This window comes from Alteromonas sp. OM2203 (genome assembly GCF_048517045.1).
Classification (GTDB): Bacteria; Pseudomonadota; Gammaproteobacteria; order Enterobacterales; family Alteromonadaceae; genus Alteromonas; species Alteromonas gracilis.
In genome coordinates, this window is the sequence record NZ_CP183209.1 from 3,071,604 (window position 1) to 3,092,434 (window position 20,831).

General features: G+C 44.6%; 15 protein-coding genes. 5 read left to right on the forward strand and 10 right to left on the reverse strand.

Annotation, left to right across the window (positions count from 1 at the left end):
* Window positions 1-16: 16 nt before the first annotated feature.
* Window positions 17-1,489 (reverse strand): flavin-containing monooxygenase, encoded by a 1,473-nt coding sequence (locus ACM0P2_RS13690; RefSeq protein WP_419226703.1) that lies wholly within the window; start codon window positions 1,487-1,489, stop codon window positions 17-19.
* Between the two features lie 103 nt (window positions 1,490-1,592).
* Complete coding sequence (locus tag ACM0P2_RS13695; RefSeq protein ID WP_236547194.1) at window positions 1,593-2,039, reverse strand: Lrp/AsnC family transcriptional regulator; 447 nt, start codon at window positions 2,037-2,039, stop codon at window positions 1,593-1,595.
* A 152-nt stretch (window positions 2,040-2,191) separates the two neighbouring features.
* Here ACM0P2_RS13695 and putA point away from each other — a divergent pair, with 152 nt between their 5' ends.
* From putA to putP, 3 genes are all read left to right on the forward strand, one after another.
* A complete protein-coding gene (gene putA / locus ACM0P2_RS13700) occupies window positions 2,192-5,698 on the forward strand; it encodes a bifunctional proline dehydrogenase/L-glutamate gamma-semialdehyde dehydrogenase PutA (RefSeq protein WP_419226704.1) in 3,507 nt (1,168 codons plus the stop codon).
* A 52-nt stretch (window positions 5,699-5,750) separates the two neighbouring features.
* A complete protein-coding gene (locus tag ACM0P2_RS13705) occupies window positions 5,751-8,312 on the forward strand; it encodes a TonB-dependent receptor plug domain-containing protein (protein ID WP_173359991.1) in 2,562 nt (853 codons plus the stop codon).
* A gap of 70 nt (window positions 8,313-8,382) precedes the next feature.
* A complete protein-coding gene (gene putP, locus ACM0P2_RS13710; RefSeq protein ID WP_419226705.1) occupies window positions 8,383-9,867 on the forward strand; it encodes a sodium/proline symporter PutP in 1,485 nt (494 codons plus the stop codon).
* A gap of 52 nt (window positions 9,868-9,919) precedes the next feature.
* Here putP and cysE read toward each other — a convergent pair whose 3' ends face one another.
* Window positions 9,920-10,744 (reverse strand): serine O-acetyltransferase, encoded by an 825-nt coding sequence (gene cysE / locus ACM0P2_RS13715; RefSeq protein WP_159119970.1) that lies wholly within the window; start codon window positions 10,742-10,744, stop codon window positions 9,920-9,922.
* 6 nt (window positions 10,745-10,750) lie between these two features.
* On the reverse strand, window positions 10,751-11,515 hold the full coding sequence (trmJ, locus tag ACM0P2_RS13720; protein WP_159119969.1) for a tRNA (cytosine(32)/uridine(32)-2'-O)-methyltransferase TrmJ: 765 nt from the start codon (window positions 11,513-11,515) through the stop codon (window positions 10,751-10,753).
* Window positions 11,516-11,876: 361 nt separating this feature from the next.
* Here trmJ and suhB point away from each other — a divergent pair, with 361 nt between their 5' ends.
* On the forward strand, window positions 11,877-12,653 hold the full coding sequence (gene suhB / locus ACM0P2_RS13725; protein ID WP_419226706.1) for an inositol-1-monophosphatase: 777 nt from the start codon (window positions 11,877-11,879) through the stop codon (window positions 12,651-12,653).
* A gap of 157 nt (window positions 12,654-12,810) precedes the next feature.
* On the opposite strand, the gene ACM0P2_RS13730 is transcribed toward suhB, so the two are convergent.
* A complete protein-coding gene (locus ACM0P2_RS13730) occupies window positions 12,811-14,124 on the reverse strand; it encodes an acyltransferase family protein (RefSeq protein WP_159119967.1) in 1,314 nt (437 codons plus the stop codon).
* 108 nt (window positions 14,125-14,232) lie between these two features.
* On the opposite strand from ACM0P2_RS13730, the gene ACM0P2_RS13735 reads away from it, so the two are divergent.
* The gene (locus ACM0P2_RS13735; protein ID WP_159119966.1) at window positions 14,233-15,129 is read left to right on the forward strand and encodes a LytR/AlgR family response regulator transcription factor; all 897 of its coding nucleotides are present in this window, start codon (window positions 14,233-14,235) and stop codon (window positions 15,127-15,129) included.
* Between the two features lie 75 nt (window positions 15,130-15,204).
* On the opposite strand, the gene secF is transcribed toward ACM0P2_RS13735, so the two are convergent.
* The 5 genes from secF to queA all read right to left on the reverse strand — a co-directional run bounded on the left by secF (window position 15,205) and on the right by queA (window position 20,723).
* The gene (gene secF / locus ACM0P2_RS13740; protein ID WP_159119965.1) at window positions 15,205-16,146 is read right to left on the reverse strand and encodes a protein translocase subunit SecF; all 942 of its coding nucleotides are present in this window, start codon (window positions 16,144-16,146) and stop codon (window positions 15,205-15,207) included.
* A gap of 10 nt (window positions 16,147-16,156) precedes the next feature.
* Window positions 16,157-18,001, reverse strand: a complete 1,845-nt coding sequence (gene secD / locus ACM0P2_RS13745; protein WP_159119964.1) for a protein translocase subunit SecD — start codon at window positions 17,999-18,001, stop codon at window positions 16,157-16,159.
* Window positions 18,002-18,056: 55 nt separating this feature from the next.
* The gene (gene yajC, locus ACM0P2_RS13750; protein ID WP_105931624.1) at window positions 18,057-18,392 is read right to left on the reverse strand and encodes a preprotein translocase subunit YajC; all 336 of its coding nucleotides are present in this window, start codon (window positions 18,390-18,392) and stop codon (window positions 18,057-18,059) included.
* A 24-nt stretch (window positions 18,393-18,416) separates the two neighbouring features.
* Complete coding sequence (tgt, locus tag ACM0P2_RS13755; protein WP_105931623.1) at window positions 18,417-19,529, reverse strand: tRNA guanosine(34) transglycosylase Tgt; 1,113 nt, start codon at window positions 19,527-19,529, stop codon at window positions 18,417-18,419.
* Between the two features lie 147 nt (window positions 19,530-19,676).
* On the reverse strand, window positions 19,677-20,723 hold the full coding sequence (gene queA, locus ACM0P2_RS13760) for a tRNA preQ1(34) S-adenosylmethionine ribosyltransferase-isomerase QueA (protein WP_159119963.1): 1,047 nt from the start codon (window positions 20,721-20,723) through the stop codon (window positions 19,677-19,679).
* Window positions 20,724-20,831 lie beyond the last annotated feature (108 nt).

The window sequence follows — 20,831 nt, forward strand, 5'->3', positions numbered from 1 at the left end:
AATTTCGACAAAATTATCAGTCTTGCTCTTTTCTTTTTTCAAATTTCAGCGCAGGATCATCAACTCGACCTTTGCGAAAAATCTTCACATCTTCTGCATAATTGAACGACATCGACCAGGGAAAATGCATGCCTTGCCGGGGTAACTTATCTAATGAACGCTGAATATATCCTGCACCGAAGTTTAGCAGCGGCTGTGTCTCCATATCTGGTTCTGCCACAGGCGTACACTGAACGAAGCCGTGATGCTTCATGTGATTCAGTAACCGTGTAAAATGCTCGCACAAAAGCCCTATTTTTAATGTCCAAGAAGACGCTGTGTACCCCACTGCAATAGCAAAGTTAGGGACACCACTAAGCAACATGCCTTTGTACGTAACGCATGTTGGAAGGGATACGGGGTCGCCATCTATCTTGGGGATAAGCCCCCCTAACGGTAAAAGGTTCAGCCCTGTGGCGGTAACAATAATATCTGCATCTAAATGTTCGCCTGACTCAAGTTGAATACCCGTTTCGGTAAACGTATCGATAGTATCGGTAGCAACCGAGGCCTTCCCTTCAGAGATGGATTCGAACAAGTCTCCGTCTGGAACAGCGCAAAGTCTCTGCTCCCAAGGATTATAAGGCGGGTTGAAGTGCTTATCGACGGGATAACCCTCAGGCAGCATTTTAATGTTTAGGCTACGAATGATTTTTCGCGCTCGTTTCGGGAAGCGCTGACAAAATGCGTATACCCAGCGCTGTTTCGCAATGTTAAACCGTCTGGCTGCATTAAATGCGATATCGTCGTTAAACAACGCGCGTAAATACTTTGCGATAGGATCTTCTACAGGCACAGGCAATACGTAAGACGGCGTTCTTTGAAGCATCGTCACGTGTGAGGCTATTTTTGCAATTGCCGGCACCAGTGTTACCGCAGTTGCACCGCTTCCTATTACAACTACTCGTTTATTTTCGTACTCCAGATCTTCGGGCCAATGCTGAGGATGAACAATCTGACCTTTGAAACGGGATTGCCCTGAAAAATCTGGCGTGTAACCTTTGTCATAACGATAGTAACCTGACGCATTGAAGATCCATCTTGCAGCTACTTGTTCACTTTGCCCGCTTTGTTCTGACTCAAGCGTTACCAGCCAATACTGTTTGTCAGTTTGCCAATTTATATCAACCACACGGGTTAAAAAGCGTATGTGCTTTTTAATTCCGCTTTCTACTGCCGTCTCTTCTATATAAGCTTTTATTGAGCGACCATCTGCAATTGCTTTTTTCTCTTTCCACGGTTTGAAGTCGTAACCAAAGGTAAATAAATCGGAATCTGACCGTATTCCCGGGTACTTAAATAAATCCCAAGTGCCACCGAGATCGCCTCGTGCCTCAATAATCGAATAGGACAAGTCAGGACATTTCTTTTGTATGTGATAAGCACAGCCAATTCCGGAGATTCCCGCGCCAACAATCAATACATCTAAAAATGGCACTGTGTTTTGCATGCTTGTCTCTAATGGTCATCAAAAAAGATATGACGTTAATCTATGTTGCCGTTGTTCTTCCGTCAATGCTTGAACGCTTTCTTAAGGACCATATCAAGTTTATTTATCCTTGCTCCTTGATAGGTTGCATAGAAACATACGTTGACGTCGACTCTATGAACGGAAGAACAGAAACAGTTTCCGCTAATATCTTACGGTATTGATTCATGTTTCTAGTTCGTATTTTAAGGAGGTAATCGAATGTTCCCGCTATTAAATGACACTGCTCTATCTCAGGTATTTTGCTGACTGCTGTATTGAAAGCTGCAAGCGCTGACTCTTTTGTATCTGACATAGTGACTTCTGTGAACGCTACCATTTCCATATCCAGCTTTGCATGATTAACAATCGCTTTAAAACCTAATATGTATTCGTTTTCTATAAGTCGCTTTAGTCGATTCTGACACGGTGTTTTTGAAAGCCCTATCCGATCTGCTAATTCACTTACGGACATTCGGCCGTCAGAAGATAACTCCTTGATGATCTTTTTATCATAAGCATCCAAATTCACTAAAACACCCCATTTTACGAACCAAACACACTAAAAATAGCAATAAAAAAGCTAATAAACCACACTTAATCGATTAATTAAAGGAAATAAAACCACACCTCAAAGCGTAGAATCATGCTCAGACTTTAATCATTTTAACGAGACCTAACTGTATGCTTGACGTATGCAAACTACATTCGAGAACCGATATCAACAACGCAATTAGAGAAGATGAATCTGTTGTGATTAAGAAGCTCCTCGACCAGCTATCTCTGCCTATTGCCCATGAAGCGCTGACAAAAGAATATGCGCAAAAGCTTGTTCATCACCTTCGCGATGATGTGAAGCCAAGCTTAATGGAGACGTTCCTATCAAAGTATGGTCTTTCAACGGATGAAGGTATCGCTCTTATGTGTTTGGCTGAAGCATTACTGCGAGTGCCAGATGGTTTTACTGCCGAGGAATTAATCGAAGATAAGATAGCCTCTTCCGAATGGGATAAGCATCTAGGCCAGTCTAGTTCGTCTTTAGTTAACGCGGCAACATGGGGATTAATGCTAACTGGCAAAGTACTCAGCAAGAACGAGCAGAAACGCATAACTAAAAAAGTTAAGCCACTTGTTAAGCGCCTTGGTGCGCCTACTATTCGTGTTGCCGTAAAAATGGCAATGAAAGAGCTTGGGCATCAGTTTGTACTAGGCGAATCTATTTCATCAGCAGTGAAGCGCGGGCAAGCGAATGTTAAAGCTGGCTTTGGTTATTCTTATGATATGTTGGGTGAAGCTGCGTTGACGCAACACGACGCTGAGCGCTATTTTGCTGAATACAAAAAAGCGATTGAACACCTACTCACGCTGTCTAGAAGTGGCGACATACATCAAAACGCGGGCATATCAATAAAGCTTTCAGCCCTTCACCCCCGTTATGAATCTATAAACAAAGAACGGGTATTAGAAGAACTTACACCAAAGGTGCTGGAGCTCGCTCAACTTGCCAAATCTGGTAATTTAGGGCTAAACATAGACGCTGAAGAATCTGATCGACTTGATCTGTCGCTTGAGGTTATTCAAGACGTATTAAGTGATGTTAGCTTAGAAGGGTGGGACGGCTTCGGTGTTGTGGTTCAAGCCTATAATAAAGCAGCCCCACACGTTTTAGATTGGCTATTTGAACTTTCAACGCGATTGGCTCGCAAAATAACAGTAAGACTTGTTAAGGGTGCTTATTGGGATGCGGAGATAAAGAAAGCGCAAGTAAATGGTGTTAAAAACTTCCCGGTTTACACATCTAAAGCGGCAACCGACACATCATATTTATACTGTGCTAAAAAACTTTTAGATATGCGACATGTAATTTACCCACAGTTTGCAACACATAATGCATGTACTGTCGCCGCCATTTTACAAATGACAGATGATAACAATGGTTTTGAGTTTCAACGTCTTCATGGTATGGGAGAAAGTCTTTACCGCTACCTTGTATCAAAAGAGCGTATAAAATGCCGAATCTATGCACCAGTAGGTAAACACAGAGATCTGCTTGCATACCTAGTCCGTCGACTACTGGAAAATGGCGCAAATTCATCTTTCGTCAATCAAATTGTCGATAAATCGGTGCCAGTATCACAGGTTACACAATATCCGCTTACGCAAGTTCAAGTCCCCAAAACATCGGTTATTGCTATGCCTGAGGCCATTTTTGGTGAACATCGCAAAAACTCTAAAGGATTCGATCTCTTTCAGCCCATAGACCAAGATGCATTTAATGAATTGCGATACCACTTTTCGAATACGCAATGGCAGGCTACCCCACTGGTAAAGCATGACGTTTCTCACAAGCCATCATTTGAAGTCGTAAACCCTGCTAACCATAATGACGCTATTGGTTCAGTTGTCTTTGCAGATGAGTCTGACGTGCTTAGAGCCATCGATAGTGCCCGTATTTGGAAGGAACAAGGTGTACGCTCCAGGGGTGCAATTCTTAATCGAGCCGCGGACTTACTCGAACAAAACAGCGGAGAAATTTTTGCCATACTCTGTCGCGAGGCGGGAAAAAATGCGTTTGATGCGGTCGCTGAAATTCGCGAAGCAGTAGACTTCTTACGCTACTATGCGGCGGAAGCGATAAACCAAAAAGCATCGAAACCATGTGGTATTTTTGCTTGTGTTTCTCCATGGAACTTTCCGCTAGCGATCTTTATCGGCCAAGTTGCCGCCGCTCTGGCGAGTGGAAATGCTGTTGTAGCAAAACCCGCGGAAACGACAACGATTTCCGCTTGGTTTGCCTCAAAGCTACTATATAAAGCGGGCGTACCACGTGACGTATTTCAGCTGGTTCCAGGAGAAGGAGCTACGGTTGGAAATACGTTAACAGCTTCTCCGAAAATCGACGGTGTATGTTTCACAGGCTCAACGCTCACCGCGCAACGCATCAACCGCAATATGGCTGAACATTGCGCCCCTGACGCGCCGTTAATTGCCGAGACGGGCGGTCTTAATTGCATGATCGTAGACTCTACCGCGCTTTTAGAGCAAGCAGTAAAAGACGTGGTGCGCTCTGCGTTTCAATCTGCTGGCCAACGCTGCTCAGCGTTACGCATGCTCTATATTCAGGAAGATATTTACGCAAGCTTTATATCAATGCTGAGCGGTGCAATTAATGAATTAAAGGTCGCTGACCCGTGGCATATAGACACGGATATTGGGCCTGTAATTAACGAACAAGCGCTAAACACCATAAGTACTTATATAAACGATAACGCAGACAATATTGTTGTGTCATTTGAAGGTGAAGTGCCAAATCATGGTTACTTTATTCCACCTACTGTTATAGAAACATCGGGAATTGATGCACTTGAGACCGAGATTTTTGGCCCTGTCTTACATGTTGCAAAGTTTAAAGCAAAGCACATTGGTCAAATAGTAGAGCGTGTAAACGCAAGTGGTTACGGCTTAACTTTTGGCATTCATAGCAGAATCGATTCTCGCGTAGAAAAACTCGTATCAAGCCTAAACGTTGGCAATATCTACGTGAACCGTGATCAGGTTGGTGCCATCGTTGGCTCACAACCTTTCGGCGGAGAGAACCTCTCCGGTACAGGACCAAAAGCAGGTGGACCACATTACCTAAGTAAATTCATTAAGTCAGAATCTACCATGCTGAATTTGGCGTCTCACGACATTGATAAAGAAACACTAGCCTTTGACGTCGTCCAAAACATGATTAACAGCCTCGGCCAAACTCACAATCGTCACATACTTAATGAAACCACTATGCCAGGACCTACAGGCGAATTGAATGTACTTAGAGAATTCGGTAAGGGCGTTATTTTGTGTCTTGGAGAACATTTCGATGAAGCGGTTCGTCAGTCTCAAGCGGTTAAACAAGCTGGGGCGATACCTCTTATTATCTGTAAAGGCGCAAAAGGTGCCAATGCTATCGATGGCACCCTTTCAGCAAACGATTTAACTAAATTGAGTGGCTTCTACGGGGTAGTTATCCACTGTGAAAAAAATCGATTAAGAGAAATAAGAATAGCATTGTCACTACGAGAAGGAGCAATACTATCACTCACAACCTCGCCAGAAGAGGTACAAAAATGCTGTACTTTTGAGCGACACGTCTGTATTAACACAACTGCAGCAGGAGGGAACGCATCGCTACTAGCGATTGCCTGCTAACCCAAAACTAAAACAATTAAGAAAATGATAAACAACAAGTAGAGGAAATAAAATGAACTATAACTTCAACAAAAGAAAGTTCTTACCGCTGTCGATTGCTATAGCGTTATCTTCGACAGCTTACCTTTCTGCACAGGCATACGCGCAAACCGAAGAGGCAGCAGATGACGCAGCTGACTATGAACAAATAGCCGTATTGGGTTCAAGGAGAGCGCAAGCACGCTCGGCGATGGAAACGCCAAGTCCAATCGACATTGTGGATTCTCAAGAATTAATGCGTCAGGGCAGCACTAATGCTATTGACGCATTAACAGCTGTTGTCCCCTCCTTAAACGCAAGTAGAGAACCCATATCTGACGCAGCAAGTATGGTGCGCCCAGTAAACCTTCGCTCACTTGCAGCAGACCAAACCCTTGTGTTAGTGAATGGTAAGCGTCGTCATCGCGGTGCGGTAGTAGGCGAATTTGTTTCTGGTGTTAACCGCGGAGCGCAAGGCGTAGACGTAACGCCATTGTTCGGTGCGGCACTAAAACGCGTAGAGATCTTGAGAGATGGTGCGGCTGCGCAATATGGTTCTGATGCAATCGCAGGCGTAATCAACTATGCACTTCAAGATGATCCTGAAACAAGAATGATTACCGCTCAATATGGTAAGTCATATTATAACGATGGTGAAACGTTTGAGGTTTCAGGAGCTTATGGGTTCCATTTGGGTGACGACGGTTTCTTGGTCGCATCATTTCAAGCAAAAGATTCAGGCCCAACTAGCCGAGGCGTTCAGGATGGTGAGGGGACCAATAGCGGCGCAACTGCGTTAGATGCTGCAGGGTTCCCGATTCAAAACCCGGTGGTTGTCTGGGGTGCTCCCGAAGTCTCTGACGATTACAAATTTTTTATAAATAGCGGCTATGACATCAATGAATACGTGCAAGCTTATGGCTTTGCAAACTACGCGACTCGTGACGTCGATGGTAGCTTTTTCTACCGTAATCCAACTAACAGACAAGGCGTTTTCGCTAGCGGTTCAGACGCACTTTTTGCCGACTCTACCGGTGAAGGCTGTCCTACAGGACCTCTTCCAACGACCAGCTTTGACGATGCACAGAACTTTGTAAATGGTGCTGGCGATAACTGCTTTTCATTCTTTTCATGGTTCCCGGGTGGATTTACGCCTCGCTTTGGCGGAAATGTGGAAGATTACAGCATTGCTCTAGGGCTCAAGGGCGAGTTAGATAACGGCTTAACCTACGACGTGAGTGTTGTTAACGGCGAAAATAATTTGTCTTATGAAATTTACAATACCGTTAACGCATCATTAGGTTCTGCCTCTCCTACTGAGTTCTACTTAGGCGCGCAAATTGAGAATGAAACCGTTTTCAACGCAGATTTCTCAAAGGTTGTTGAAGTTGCTGCATTCGCATCAGATTTAAACGTCGCTTTCGGTCTTCAGTATCATGATGAATCGTTTGAAATAACTCCCGGAGACGAGGCTTCTTATACGGCGGGTGAATTCGTTTCACAAGGCTTTTCAGTAGGCTCTAACGGCTTCCAAGGCTTCAATCCAAGCATCTCTGGAGATTTTTCTAGAAATAGTTCAAGTGCATACGTAGATTTTGAAGCGGATGTTACCGATGACTTGCTACTTGGCCTCGCCATTAGATACGAAGACTACAGTGATTTTGGTACTACGACGAATGGAAAGTTAACCGCTCGTTATATGGTTAATGATGACTTCGCAATACGTGGGGCAGTAAGCACCGGATTCAGGGCCCCTAGTGTTGGACAGTCTAACTTACAAAGAGCAGCAACTAACTTTAATAATGGACAGTTAGAAGAGCTATTAGTCGTTTCGACTACAAGTCCATTTGCGGCTCTATTTGGTGGAGGTCAGTTAGGGCCTGAAGACGCTCGCAACGTGAGTTTAGGTTTTACCACATCTTTAGGTGACCTATCGTTGACCGTTGATTATTTCAATATAAAAATTGACGATCGAATTGCACAAGTTACTCGCGAACTTACACCAGAACAACGCGACCAGTTAGTCGCAGGTGGCGTAGCTGAGGCGGCTACTGTAAGCCAAATCTCTTTCTTTGTTAATGACTTCGATACAGAAACCTCAGGTGTAGATGTAGTTGCAAACTACCCTATCAACTGGGACAACTCATCTACAAAATTCACATTGGCATTGAATTACACCGATACCAAAGTAACGAATCGCGGTGAAACCGTATCAGATGCAAGGGCACGTGAAGTAGAAGACGCCTTGCCTGACTATCGCACAACATTTACGGTTGATCATAGCTTCGAACCATTTAACGCACTGATTCGCGTTAATTACTACGGTGAAGTTTATGAGTCACTCTTCAATGATGAAACGCTGCCGGTGGTCACACCCAGTATGTTTATTGTCGATGCTGAATTAGCCTACGACATCAATGAGAATATGTCTGTTGCAATAGGTGCCAAAAACCTGTTTGACGAGTTCCCTGACGAATGGGAAACCGCAGGTTTTACGGGTAGAGATGGCGGCTTCCTAGGTGCTATATATCCCCTTAACCACCCTGCTGGACTTGGTGGTGGTAGTTACTACTTAAGACTATCGGCAAACTTCTAATCATACCTATATAGCATAGGGGCTCGTTTCGAGAGCCCCTATTTAATCATACAAAAAAGAAGAGAAAACTATGCTAGATAGTGTTTATCTATCGTTGGCACTTTATTTCATTGTGCTATTAGGAATTGGTGCTTACGGATACTTTTCTACAAAAAATGACGTATCGGGCTTCATGCTTGGCGGACGTCAACTTGGCCCAGCGGTGACAGCATTGTCTGCTGGTGCATCTGACATGAGCGGGTGGATTTTAATGGGTCTTCCTGGACTCATATTTTTAGTCGGAATAAATGGTATATGGATGGCCATCGGATTGACCATAGGCGCCTATTTAAATTACAGGCTACTCGCCCCTAGGCTACGCGTGTATACAGAACAACTTGATGATGCCGTGACAATACCTGAATACTTAGAACGTCGATTTAACGATAACAGCCGCATAATCCGCGTACTGTGTGCCGCCGTCATCGTTGTATTTTTCGCCATATACACCACATCCGGTTTAGTTGCAGGTGGCAAGCTGTTTGAATCTTCATTTGGTTTAAGCTACGAGACAGGAATCTACCTCACAGCGTTAGTTGTGGTTTCGTATAGCACATTCGGTGGCTTTACCGCGGTTAGTGTTACTGACTTCGTCCAAGGATGTATTATGTTGGTTGCATTAGTTTTAGTGCCTGTGGTGGCGGTTTTAGAAATAGGAGGTGTGAACACTACGATAACCCAGTTACAAAACTTGCAACCCTCCCTACTCTCCTTTCAAGATACTGCCCTTATTACTGTTGTTTCAGCCATGGCTTGGGGACTTGGCTATTTTGGTCAGCCACATATCATAGTGCGCTTTATGGCAATCCGTGGATTGAAAGACCTGGTTGCCGCTAGACGAATAGGCATGAGCTGGATGTTGACCGTCACACTAGGGACAATTGGTGTAGGGTTAACGGGCGCTGCTTTCGCCGCGGCAAATGGGCTTACCATAGCAGACTCTGAAACAATCTTTATCGTGATGTCTACCACGCTTTTTCACCCTTGGGTCACGGGCTTTTTACTGGCGGCGATCCTTTCTGCGATAATGAGTACTATCTCGTCTCAGCTATTAGTGTCATCGAGTTCGATAACAGAAGACGTTTACTACGCTTTCATTAGAAAAAAAGCGAGTCAAAAAGAACGAGTCATCGTTGCACGACTTTCGGTTGTTGGAGTAGCTTTCGTCGCACTTATTCTTGCACAAGATAGAAGTAACAGCGTGCTATCATTAGTAGGAAACGCATGGGCAGGCTTTGGGGCAGCATTTGGACCTTTGATCCTTATCAGCCTTTATTGGAATAAAATGACGAAAAACGGCGCCATTGCAGGTATTGTATGCGGAGGTCTAACGACTATCTTGTGGTCGAATATGAACGTTTCGCTAGGGTTTGGACTTAGCACTAGTGATGTTTACGAACTTATACCTGGCTTCTTAGTGAGTACACTCGCCATTTTATTAGTGAGCATGACGGAGAAGCATTCAGAACGCTTCGAGCAATGCCACCATAACGTTTTGAAAAAGCTTCAGAACTAATAGCAAAGGATACCCATCCCAATTACTCTTTGGGATGGGCCTTTACCACATTCTATATCGCCGGGTCGAATGACGCGTGTTCGCCATCTTTTTGTTTTGACTCGTTAAATTCGATACCCGTTTCAGCAAAATCCTCAGCGCTGATATTGTGTAAATTGTCTGTACACACTTCACCACCGAGCGACTGAATAACCTTGCACATCTCTTCCACTTTTGTGTCCATTTGGTGCATATGTTCTAGCATTATACCCATGGCATTTGCCACAGGGTCTGGATTATCAGGCGCAACCGCATAGGCATCAAAACCATATTTCTGCGCTATTTTGTCGCGCTGCGGATTTGTAGCCGCAGAGATTTCCTTTTGCTTGGAAATGATTATACGGCCAGGGATCCCTACCGCCGTCGCGCCGTCTGGAATGTCTTTTACCACAACAGAGTTAGAGCCTACTTTAGCATTTTCACCTATGGTGATGGGCCCTAGAACTTTAGCCCCCGCTCCCACCACCGAGCCATTTTTGAGTGTAGGGTGACGTTTACCTGCCTTCCAGCTAGTACCGCCAAGCGTAACGCCGTGATAAAGCGTAACGTCGTCACCAATCTCGGCGGTTTCGCCGATAACGACGCCCATACCATGGTCGATGAATACTCTGCGACCTAAGGTGGCGCCAGGGTGAATTTCAATGCCCGTCAGCCAGCGGCTAAATGTTGATAAGGTGCGCGCCAACCATTTCCATTCAGCTTTCCAGAGCTTGTGACTGATGCGATGCAGCCAGACTGCGTGAAGGCCAGGATAGTTAGTTAGCACTTCAAACGTGTTTCTAGCCGCGGGGTCACGATGAAAAACACCTTTGATGTCATCTTTAATACGGGCAAACATACGCGTTTACTTTTTCTCTTCTTTTGTTTCAGTAAAGTGGGATTCACCTGAGGCAGCATTGTTCACTGACTTATCGATAGACGCCAAAATACCGCGCAAGATATTTAGCTCTTGTGATTCAGGGCGAGCGCGGTTGAAAAGTCGGCGAAGCTTCGTCATCACAACGCCAGGATGACTTTTGCGAATGAACGATGTCTTTTCTAACGTCGACTCTAAATGCACGTAGAAACGCTCCAGATCTTCATTAAGCGGATACTCTTCCTCTACACTTGGATAGGTTTCACGATTCAAAAATGCCATACGAATTTCATAACACAGGGTTTGAACAGCAGCTGCCAAGTTCAGAGAGCTATATTCAGGGTTAGCCGGAATACACATATGGAAATGGCACTGCTGCAATTCTTCGTTCGTTAAACCACTGTTTTCGCGACCAAACACCAATGCAACTGGGTACTTTTCCACTTCTTGAACAAGCTTTTCACCACAATCCCTTGGACCGAGCATGGGCCATGAATGCGTGCGAGAACGAGCAGATGTTCCCACTACTAAACCACAATCCTTCACCGCTTCTTCCAATGTGCTAACAATTTTGGCATTTGCTAGTACATCCCCAGCGCCAGCCGCTAACGCACTTGCTTGGCCGTCGGGTTCATTTACCGGGTCTACCAGATACAAGCTGCTTAATCCCATGGTCTTCATGGCGCGCGCCGTCGAGCCAATGTTTCCAGTGTGAGATGTGTTAACTAAAATGATGCGAATATTTTCGAGCATGCCTGCAATACCTACGTACTTTCTTTAAAAGATGACACTCACTTACTTCGCATCACCTAACTAGCTTCAATTACGCAAGTTTAACACAGCGGCAGTATAGATGGCTATTCAGAGCTGTCTCCAGACTAACGAATTGGATGTATATGCTAGTCCCTTTTAAAGTTCTGTAACGCAGCCGCTTCTTGCTTTTCTGTATTCGTCATCTAATCCAGGCTTACTTTTTTGATTAACACATTCTGTTGTGGGATTTCATTTGCATCACACTGTGATTCTGGTAGACTCCGCCCGTTTTCGAAAACAACTAGCTATTTTTTAAACAGCTGGTTCGTTTCATTGGTCTTTTACAATTGGTGGTTTATCTATGCATCCTATGCTGAATATTGCGGTGCGCGCTGCGCGTGCGGCTGGAACAGTTATTGTTCGTGGTTTTGAAAAACATAATGAAGTTGCGACAGAGTCTAAAGGCTTGAACGACTTCGTTACACAAGTTGACAAAGAAGCAGAACAAGCAATTATTTATAAAATTCAGCAGTCTTACCCGAACCATTGCTTCCTAGGTGAAGAAGCGGGTGAAGTTCTGGGCACAGAAACTGACTATCAGTGGATTATCGATCCTCTAGATGGCACCACTAACTTTGTAAAAGGCATTCCTCACTTTGCCGTTTCAATTGCACTTCTTCACAAAGGTCGTCTAGACCAAGCGGTCGTTTTCGACCCAATTCGCAGTGAATTATTTACCGCGAGTCGCGGTCAAGGTGCACAGCTTAACGGCTATCGTATTCGTGCTTCTAAGCCTCGCGACCTTTCTGAAACCATTATCGCTACTGGATTACCTTTCAAGAACAAAGCTGCATTTGGTGAGTACGCGCTAAGTTTAAACAAAATTTTCCACGAAGTGGGTGACATTCGCCGCGCGGGTAGCGCAGCGCTAGATCTTGCTTACGTTGCAGCTGGCCGCCACGACGGTTACTGGGAGCGCGGTATTAAGTCTTGGGACATTGCAGCAGGTGAGCTTATTGTTCGTGAAGCTGGCGGATTGGTAACAGACTTTAAAGGCGGAAACGACCCGCTTCACAAAGGTGAAATTGTTGCTGGTAGCGTGAAGGTGGTTCAAGGCCTAGTTAAGCATCTTAAGTAAGAAGCAGCTTAAATAAATCGCTCGTAAGCACATAAACTGAGCCGATAAACCAAGCACAGTTAAACAGTAAAGGCGCTATGACACGAATGACGTGGCATAGCGCCTTTTTCTTTTTCTCACTTATTGGTTTCGTTATACCTGCGGTAACACACCGCGATTACGAACATTTTACCTCTCGCTGAGTGGCTAATGAGCTATGCGGACTCGTGTTTAACTTTAGGCCAAACAAAAATCTAAGTATTAAAAAGCGCTTGGCGACTTCGTATGTCAGTGCGCACCCCACACCGGTTATTAGCGTTATTAAAATAAATTCTCCGAGTGTCGACGATACACGGGAGCTCAAAAAGAATGCCGCCACCACAATTATCGTTTGATGCACCATATAGTAAGGCAATACGCCTTTGTTCAAATAGCTCACCACCTTACTCGGGTAAGACAAATATTTTCGACCGAACCCCAATATTGCTGCCAACCATGCCCAGTGATTAAGTACAACGATTACACCAACCAAAACACGAAACCCAGGCGACGACTCCATTAACTGCCCTGTAGGGCCTAGCAAGTCGTGCCGGTCTAAAATTATGACGCTGTAAAGTACTATCGCAATGGTTAAGCTTACGTAACGGGACCTCATAATTGCAGCATACAATGCGGGTCTAAGCACAATCACAATACCTACCAGCATCACAAAAAAGTACTTTGCATGACTATACCAATCATTAAGCAAGTCGTGCGACGTGGGATATGCTACTCGTAGTTCCAGCCATATGGCAGTCATGATCGTAACCACTAACACGCTAAACAGCGCCAAACTATCGAGTACTCTCAACGCCCTTACTTCCACAAATCTGATAAGCGGGAAAAACAGCAATATGAAAGCGCTATACACAAAAAGGTAAGGTAAAAACCAAAGGTGATTCCACGTCAGTAAGCCAATTACCGATTGTTTGTCGATAAACAAGTCAGTATTTGGATTAATGTAAGCAACGTAGAACTCGCTAAACGGCATGGCTAGTGCTCCGCTTACTGTCCACTCTACGTATACTTGGGGCGCGACGATAACAAACATACCGAAAACAAGAGGAATTAATATCCGCAACGCCCTCTTCCCCAGTAGTAAAAGTGATACACGCCAGCGAGAGGTCGTTTGGTCATAAGCGCGGCGCAGCACGACAGTAAATACCATGGCAGAGATCAAAAATAATAAAGACATACGCCATTGGTTGGTCAATATCATCACATCTTGCAGTAGTGGAAATTGCACGTCGCTTTTTATATGCCAGCCCCACTCTAAAACGTAATACATTCCGATGTGATAAAAAATGAGTACACCAAACGCGGTGACACGCAGTGCATCCAACTCGAAATAACGCTGAGTGACAGGACTCTCGACCACGGCCATCTCTCTCGCCTCCCCCTTTGAAGTTCTATTAACAAACGTTGCTTCCTGATCAACATATGCTTGCGTCAATGTCCTCACTCCTATTCAATAGTGCTTAACTAACGTGTTGCATCTAATGTGATAGACGTCCGACAGCAAACGCCTAAGTGACGAGATTAAGGGAAAAAGGGTTAAGCGGTGAATAACTGGGATGAAAAATGGAGTCAGTTTCTTAGGGATTCTGAATCAAAACATAAATACGCTGCATTTGTTTTGCTTACAGCCTATTTGTTTATTAACAATTCAATCAATGCTGCGTCTAGTTGGACTGAATTTTCTCGAAGCGACAATAACAGCGTAGCACTTTGGGAGCCGTACGTTTGGGAATACTCGAGTGCTTTGAGCACCGCTTTACTCGTCATCCCACTAATTATCGCTATACGTACACTCGATCAGAAAGTAAAAGTGGGAGCGACATGGCTTGGGTGGCATTTTGCCTTCGCCAGTTTATTTTCGGTAGCCCATGTATTATTAATGGTAGCGTTTCGAAAGCTTGTTTATTTATTCTCTGAACGCAATTATGACTTTGGGATATGGCTCAATGAGTTCATCTACGAATATCGAAAGGATGTATGGGGCTATATTACTCTGATTACTTTTTACTATATTGCACGGTTTGGCTATCAACGCTTAATTGGTGAAGCATCACCTATTACACGCGACACATCACAGATAACGAATGACAACGTGGCCAGCACCTTACCTGACTATTTATTGGTGAAAAAGCTCAATAAGGAGTTTTTGGTTCAAGTCACTGACATACAGCGAGTAGAAGCCTCAGGAAACTACATTAACCTTCATACTCACGTGGGCGTTTACCCTTTGCGTTATACCCTTGGCCGGTTTTGTGAAGAAGGAGCGCATCAAGGCTTTATGCGAGTGCACCGGTCGCACGCAGTGCGAATACCTGCCATTGTGTCTATAAGTTATGAAGAAACAGGGGATGGAACAATAATGCTCAATAACGGTCAATCAGTAGCGCTTTCAAGGCGATATAAAGATGATCTGAAACAAGCATTAGCCCCCAATCAATAGTAAATTCCACTTTTGTTAAAGCATAAAAAAACCGCATCATAGATACGGTTTTTTGTACGTTTCAAGCGTGTAAAACTAAGGCATAGGATCTAAGTCAGCGCCTTCTTTCTCTACCTGTGGTGGCATTAGGTCTTCTTTACTAATACCCAATGCAAGTGCCACTGAACTTGCGATATACACCGATGAGTAAGTACCTACCACTACACCGAATAGCAACGCAGTGGCGAAACCATGAATAAGTGCACCACCTTTATAGAACAAGGCAACCAATACTAACACCGTCGTTAGTGACGTGATGATAGTACGGTTAAGGGTTTGCGTTAGTGAGATGTTGATAATCTCAACTGGCTCACCTTTACGAATTTTGCGGAAATTCTCACGAATACGGTCACACACAACGATGGTATCGTTAAGTGAATAACCAATTACTGCAAGCACCGCAGCCAGTACCGTAAGGTCAAATTCAATTTGAAGTACTGAAAATAAACCCAGCGTAAGTATAACGTCGTGCGCTAGCGCCGATACTGACCCTAAAGCAAATCGCCATTCAAAACGCATCGCGACATAAACGAGGATACATAACAGTGCGACTAGCATTGCAAGGCCGCCCTGCTCTGTTAACTCTTCGCCTACGTTTGGACCTACGAATTCGATACGACGCATATCAACCGCAGTACCGTCAGCACGTAGTGCTGCAAGCACCTGCTCGCCAATAGTAACGGCTTTAACACCATCACGAGGAGCAATGCGGATAAGTACATCTTGGCTGCTGCCAAAATTCTGCACTATAGCATCTTCAAAGTTAGCTTCGTTAAGCTGTACGCGAATCGCTTCTAGATCAGCCGAATCTTCATAGCCCACTTCAATAAGCGTACCGCCAGTAAAATCTAGACCCCAATTAAGGCTGTTCACTCCAAGAGAAACAAATGAGCCAATAATGAGAAGTGTCGATAGCACCATCGCAGGAATGCGAAGGCGCATGAAATTAACGGTTTCGGATAATTTTAATAACTGCATTTTACGCTCCTTAAATCGCTAATTTCTCTACACGTTTGCCGCCCCATACTGCGTTAACAATAACGCGAGTAACCAAAATAGCGGTAAACATTGAAGTTGCGATACCAATCATTAGCGTAATAGAGAAGCCTTTAATTGGGCCGGTACCTACCGCGAACAGAATAAGACCAGCAATGAAAGTAGTGATATTCGCATCCAAGATGGTTGAGAATGCACTGTCATACCCGTGATGAATAGCTTGCTGTGGACTACGCCCGTCGCGAAGCTCTTCTCGGATACGCTCATAAATAAGCACGTTCGCATCTACCGCCATACCAACGGTTAAAACAATACCCGCCATACCCGGTAGTGTTAGCGTTGCGCCTGGAATCATCGACATAATGCCAACAATCATTACCAAGTTGGTAATAAGAGCAATGTTCGCCACAACGCCAAAAGCTTTGTAGTAAATCAACATGAAAACAAGCACTGCCGCTAAGCCATAAACAATGGCCTGCATACCTAACTCAATGTTTTCCTTACCTAAGCTTGGCCCTACAGTGCGTTCTTCAACAATTTGAATTGGCGCAATCAATGCACCCGCGCGAAGTAATAACGCAAGGTCCCGTGCTTCCTTCGGAGAATCAAGACCAGTAATTTGAAACTTACTGCCCAGCTGCGCACGAATAGTTGCAACAGAGATAACCTGCTCTTCTTTTTCAAAGATTAACTTGCCGTCTTTGTTTCTCTCACCCGTGGATTTGTATTCAATGAATACAGTCGCCATTGGCTTACCGATATTGCCTCGGGTCGAGCGAGACATCTTGTTACCGCCTTCAGAGTCCAGTGAAATATTCACGTTTGGAAGACCGTACTCATCTACCCCACTGTTTGCATCTATAATATGGCTACCAGTAAGCATAATGCGCTTTTCAAGTAGCTGAGGAATGCCTTGTTGGTCTTCGATAACCTGAGAACCAGGAGGTACACGACCATTCAATGCGTCGCGAATATCGTTTTTCTGATCAACCATGCGAAATTCTAGCGTCGCTGTTGCGTTTAGAATCTCTTTTGCACGAGCGGTATCTTGAATACCTGGTAGCTGAACCACAATGCGCTCTGCACCTTGCTTTTGAACAAGCGGCTCTGCCACACCAAGCTGGTTCACACGATTACGAATAATGGTGATGTTTTGCTTAACCGCGTTGTCGCGAATTTCCTGAAGCTTACTTTCAGCGAAAACAGCGCGAAGGGTTAGGTCATCGATTTGATTGAAGGTAAGATCACGGCTTTGATTGCGTAGAAAGAATTCAGCCTTATCAAGAGTCTCTTCATCACGAAAAGTAATGTCGATATGATCATCAACCTGCTTTACGCCGCGATAGCGAATACCTTCTTCACGCAGTGAGGTACGGAAACCACTCTCTGCATCTTCAAGCGACTTAGTGATAACTTCTGACATATCTACTTCCATTAGGAAGTGAACGCCACCACGAAGGTCAAGGCCAAGCTTCATTGGCGAACCACCTAGCCCTTCAAGCCACTCTGGTGTGTCTGGCGCTAGGTTCATGGCAACGTAGTAGTCATCGCCAAGCACTTTTTCAAGGGTTTCGCGAGCAACAAGCTGCGTATCTGAATCAGAAACACGAACTAAAATTTGCTCGTTTTCAAACTCAACGCGCTTAGGTGAGATATTCTTTTCGGCAAGGGCCGCTTTTACTTGCTCAACCGTAGCGTTTGTAACTACAGCATCACGACCTGCTGAGATTTGTACGGCGTGATCTTCGCCATAAATATTAGGAAGTGCATAGAGTGCACACATTGCAACAACAATGAGTACACTCAGTACCTTCCATATGGAGTTTTTGTTTAGCACTGGATAATCCTTTCGTGCCAAAACCGGGAAGCGTCCCGGCCCCGGCGGTTGTTACTTACAGTGACTTCATTGTGCCTTTTGGCAGCACAGCAGTTACTGAAGACTTCTGAACAACAATGTTGTTTGATTCATTTAGTGCAACTTCAATGAAGTCTTTTTCTTCTGACACTTTAGTGATTTTTCCTACCAAACCACCTTGTGTGAGCACTTCATCGCCTTTGCTAAGTGAAGATACTAGATTTTTATGCTCTTTTACGCGCTTCGCTTGTGGACGGTAAAGCAAGAAGTAAAAGATTAAACCAAATACAGCTAGCATGATGATCATTTCCATGCCGCCACCTTGCGGCGCACCAGCAGACTGTGCGTAAGCGTTAGAGATAAATAGGCTCATAAAATTCCCCAAATAATATCGTTGTTATAGTGCCGGAACCGGCAACCCTTTTTGTTCATAAAATTCTTGTACAAACTCATCAAGTGTACCTGCGTCAATCGCATCGCGAAGACCCTGCATTACACGCTGATAGTAGCGAAGGTTATGGATGGTGTTTAAGCGCGCACCCAAGATTTCGTTACACTTGTCCAAATGATGTAGATAAGAGCGAGAATAGTTTTTACAAGTGTAGCAATCACAATTCTCATCTAATGGTGAGGTATCGTTTCTGTGTTTCGCATTGCGAATCTTCACTACGCCTTCCGTCACGAACAGGTGACCGTTACGGGCGTTACGTGTTGGCATTACGCAGTCGAACATATCGATACCGCGACGCACAGACTCAACCAAATCTTCAGGTTTACCTACGCCCATTAAGTAGCGCGGCTTATCTTCAGGAATTTTTGGTGCAGTGTGGTCGATAATGCGGATCATATCTTCTTTCGGCTCGCCTACTGAAAGACCGCCAATGGCATAACCGTCAAAACCAATCGCTTCAAGACCAGCAAGTGAGACATCTCGCAGTCCTTCATACATACCGCCCTGAATGATACCAAACAGTGCCGCTGGGTTATCGCCGTGGGCTTCCTTACTACGTTTAGCCCAGCGAAGCGACATTTCCATCGAGATACGCGCTTCTTGCTCAGTAGCAGGATACGGTGTGCATTCGTCAAAAATCATCACGATGTCCGAGCCTAAATCACGCTGAACTTCCATCGATTTTTCAGGCGTAAGCAAAATCTTTTCGCCATTAATTGGAGAGCGGAACGTTACGCCTTCTTCGGTAATTTTACGCAAGTCACCCAAGCTAAATACCTGGAAGCCGCCTGAATCAGTAAGAATCGGCTTGTCCCAATTCATAAAATCGTGCAGATCGCCGTGCTGGCGAATGATGCCGGTACCAGGGCGTAGCATTAGGTGAAAGGTATTTCCAAGACAGATGTGTGCACCGCTGTCTTTTAATTCTTCTGGGGTCATCCCCTTAACCGTACCGTAAGTGCCTACGGGCATAAACGCTGGAGTTTCAACAACACCGCGTTCAAACACCAAACGACCGCGTCTGGCTCGGCCTTCGGTTTTTAACAACTCAAATTGCATGTGAAAGCATTCCCACTTTGATGCGCGTTTGCGCTGGGTATAAAAATAAATTGGCGGAGATTATACCAGTAATTTGGCTGAGATCATGCCCCGTATCTATGTTTATCTGTAACTAAACTAGTACGAGGCAATTAAACGCCTATTTTTTTAAGCGCGCTCAATAAACATTGAATCACCATAGCTAAAGAATCGATACTCTTTTTCTATGGCTTCTTGATAGGCTTTCATCACATTGTCTTTACCTGCAAACGCGCTAATCAGCATCATTAGGGTGGACTCTGGTAGGTGAAAGTTAGTGAACATGGCGTCCACCACGTTGAATTCAAAACCGGGATAGATAAAAATTTCAGTGTCTTCGTTAAATGGCGCGATAACGTCTTTATGTTTGCGATCAACGCACGCTTTAGCGGCTGATTCTAGGGAACGCACTGATGTAGTACCTACTGCAATGACTCGTTTGCCGTTGGCTTTTGTTTCAAGCACTGCATCTACTACATCTTGCGGTACTTCCGCGAACTCTGCATGCATCTTATGCTCTTGGATGTTATCAACACGCACTGGCTGAAACGTCCCTGCACCAACGTGCAAAGTCACAAACGCCAAATTCACACCTTTCTCTTTCAACGCAGCTAGAATAGCTTCATCAAAATGAAGACCGGCCGTGGGGGCAGCCACTGCACCTGGCTTTTCATTGTAAACCGTTTGATAACGCTCTTTGTCTGAGTTTTCATCGGGGCGGTCGATATAAGGTGGGAGTGGCATGTGGCCATGAGCTTCTAACAGCGACAGTACAGTCTCATCGTGATCAAATTGCAGAATAAATAATGCATCGTCCCTACCGGTGACCGTTACATTCACCTTCTCTTCTAAAATAAGTTTTGAACCCGGTTTGGGCGCTTTACTGGCACGCACATGGGCAAGCGCAGTGTGGTCAGACGTAATACGCTCTATGAGCACCTCTACTTGGCCACCCGTTTCTTTCTTACCCAGCAGGCGCGCTGGGATCACGCGTGTATTGTTAAAAACTAGCAAATCGCCAGGCTCTACAAATTTCAGCATGTCAGCAAACATAGTGTGTTCTACGCTGCCGCTTTTACCGTTTAGGTGTAATAAGCGACTAGCTGTACGCTGTTGAGTGGGATATTTGGCGATAAGTTTTTCGGGTAGCTCAAAGCTAAAATCTGATAGTTTCATAGTTACAACAATATTAGGTGTTAATGTTAAGCCAAAGTGCAATTTTAAGTATCGTTAAGTTTATACTAAAGGCTAAAGAATTGGCTAAAGCTTACAGAAATGAAAGCA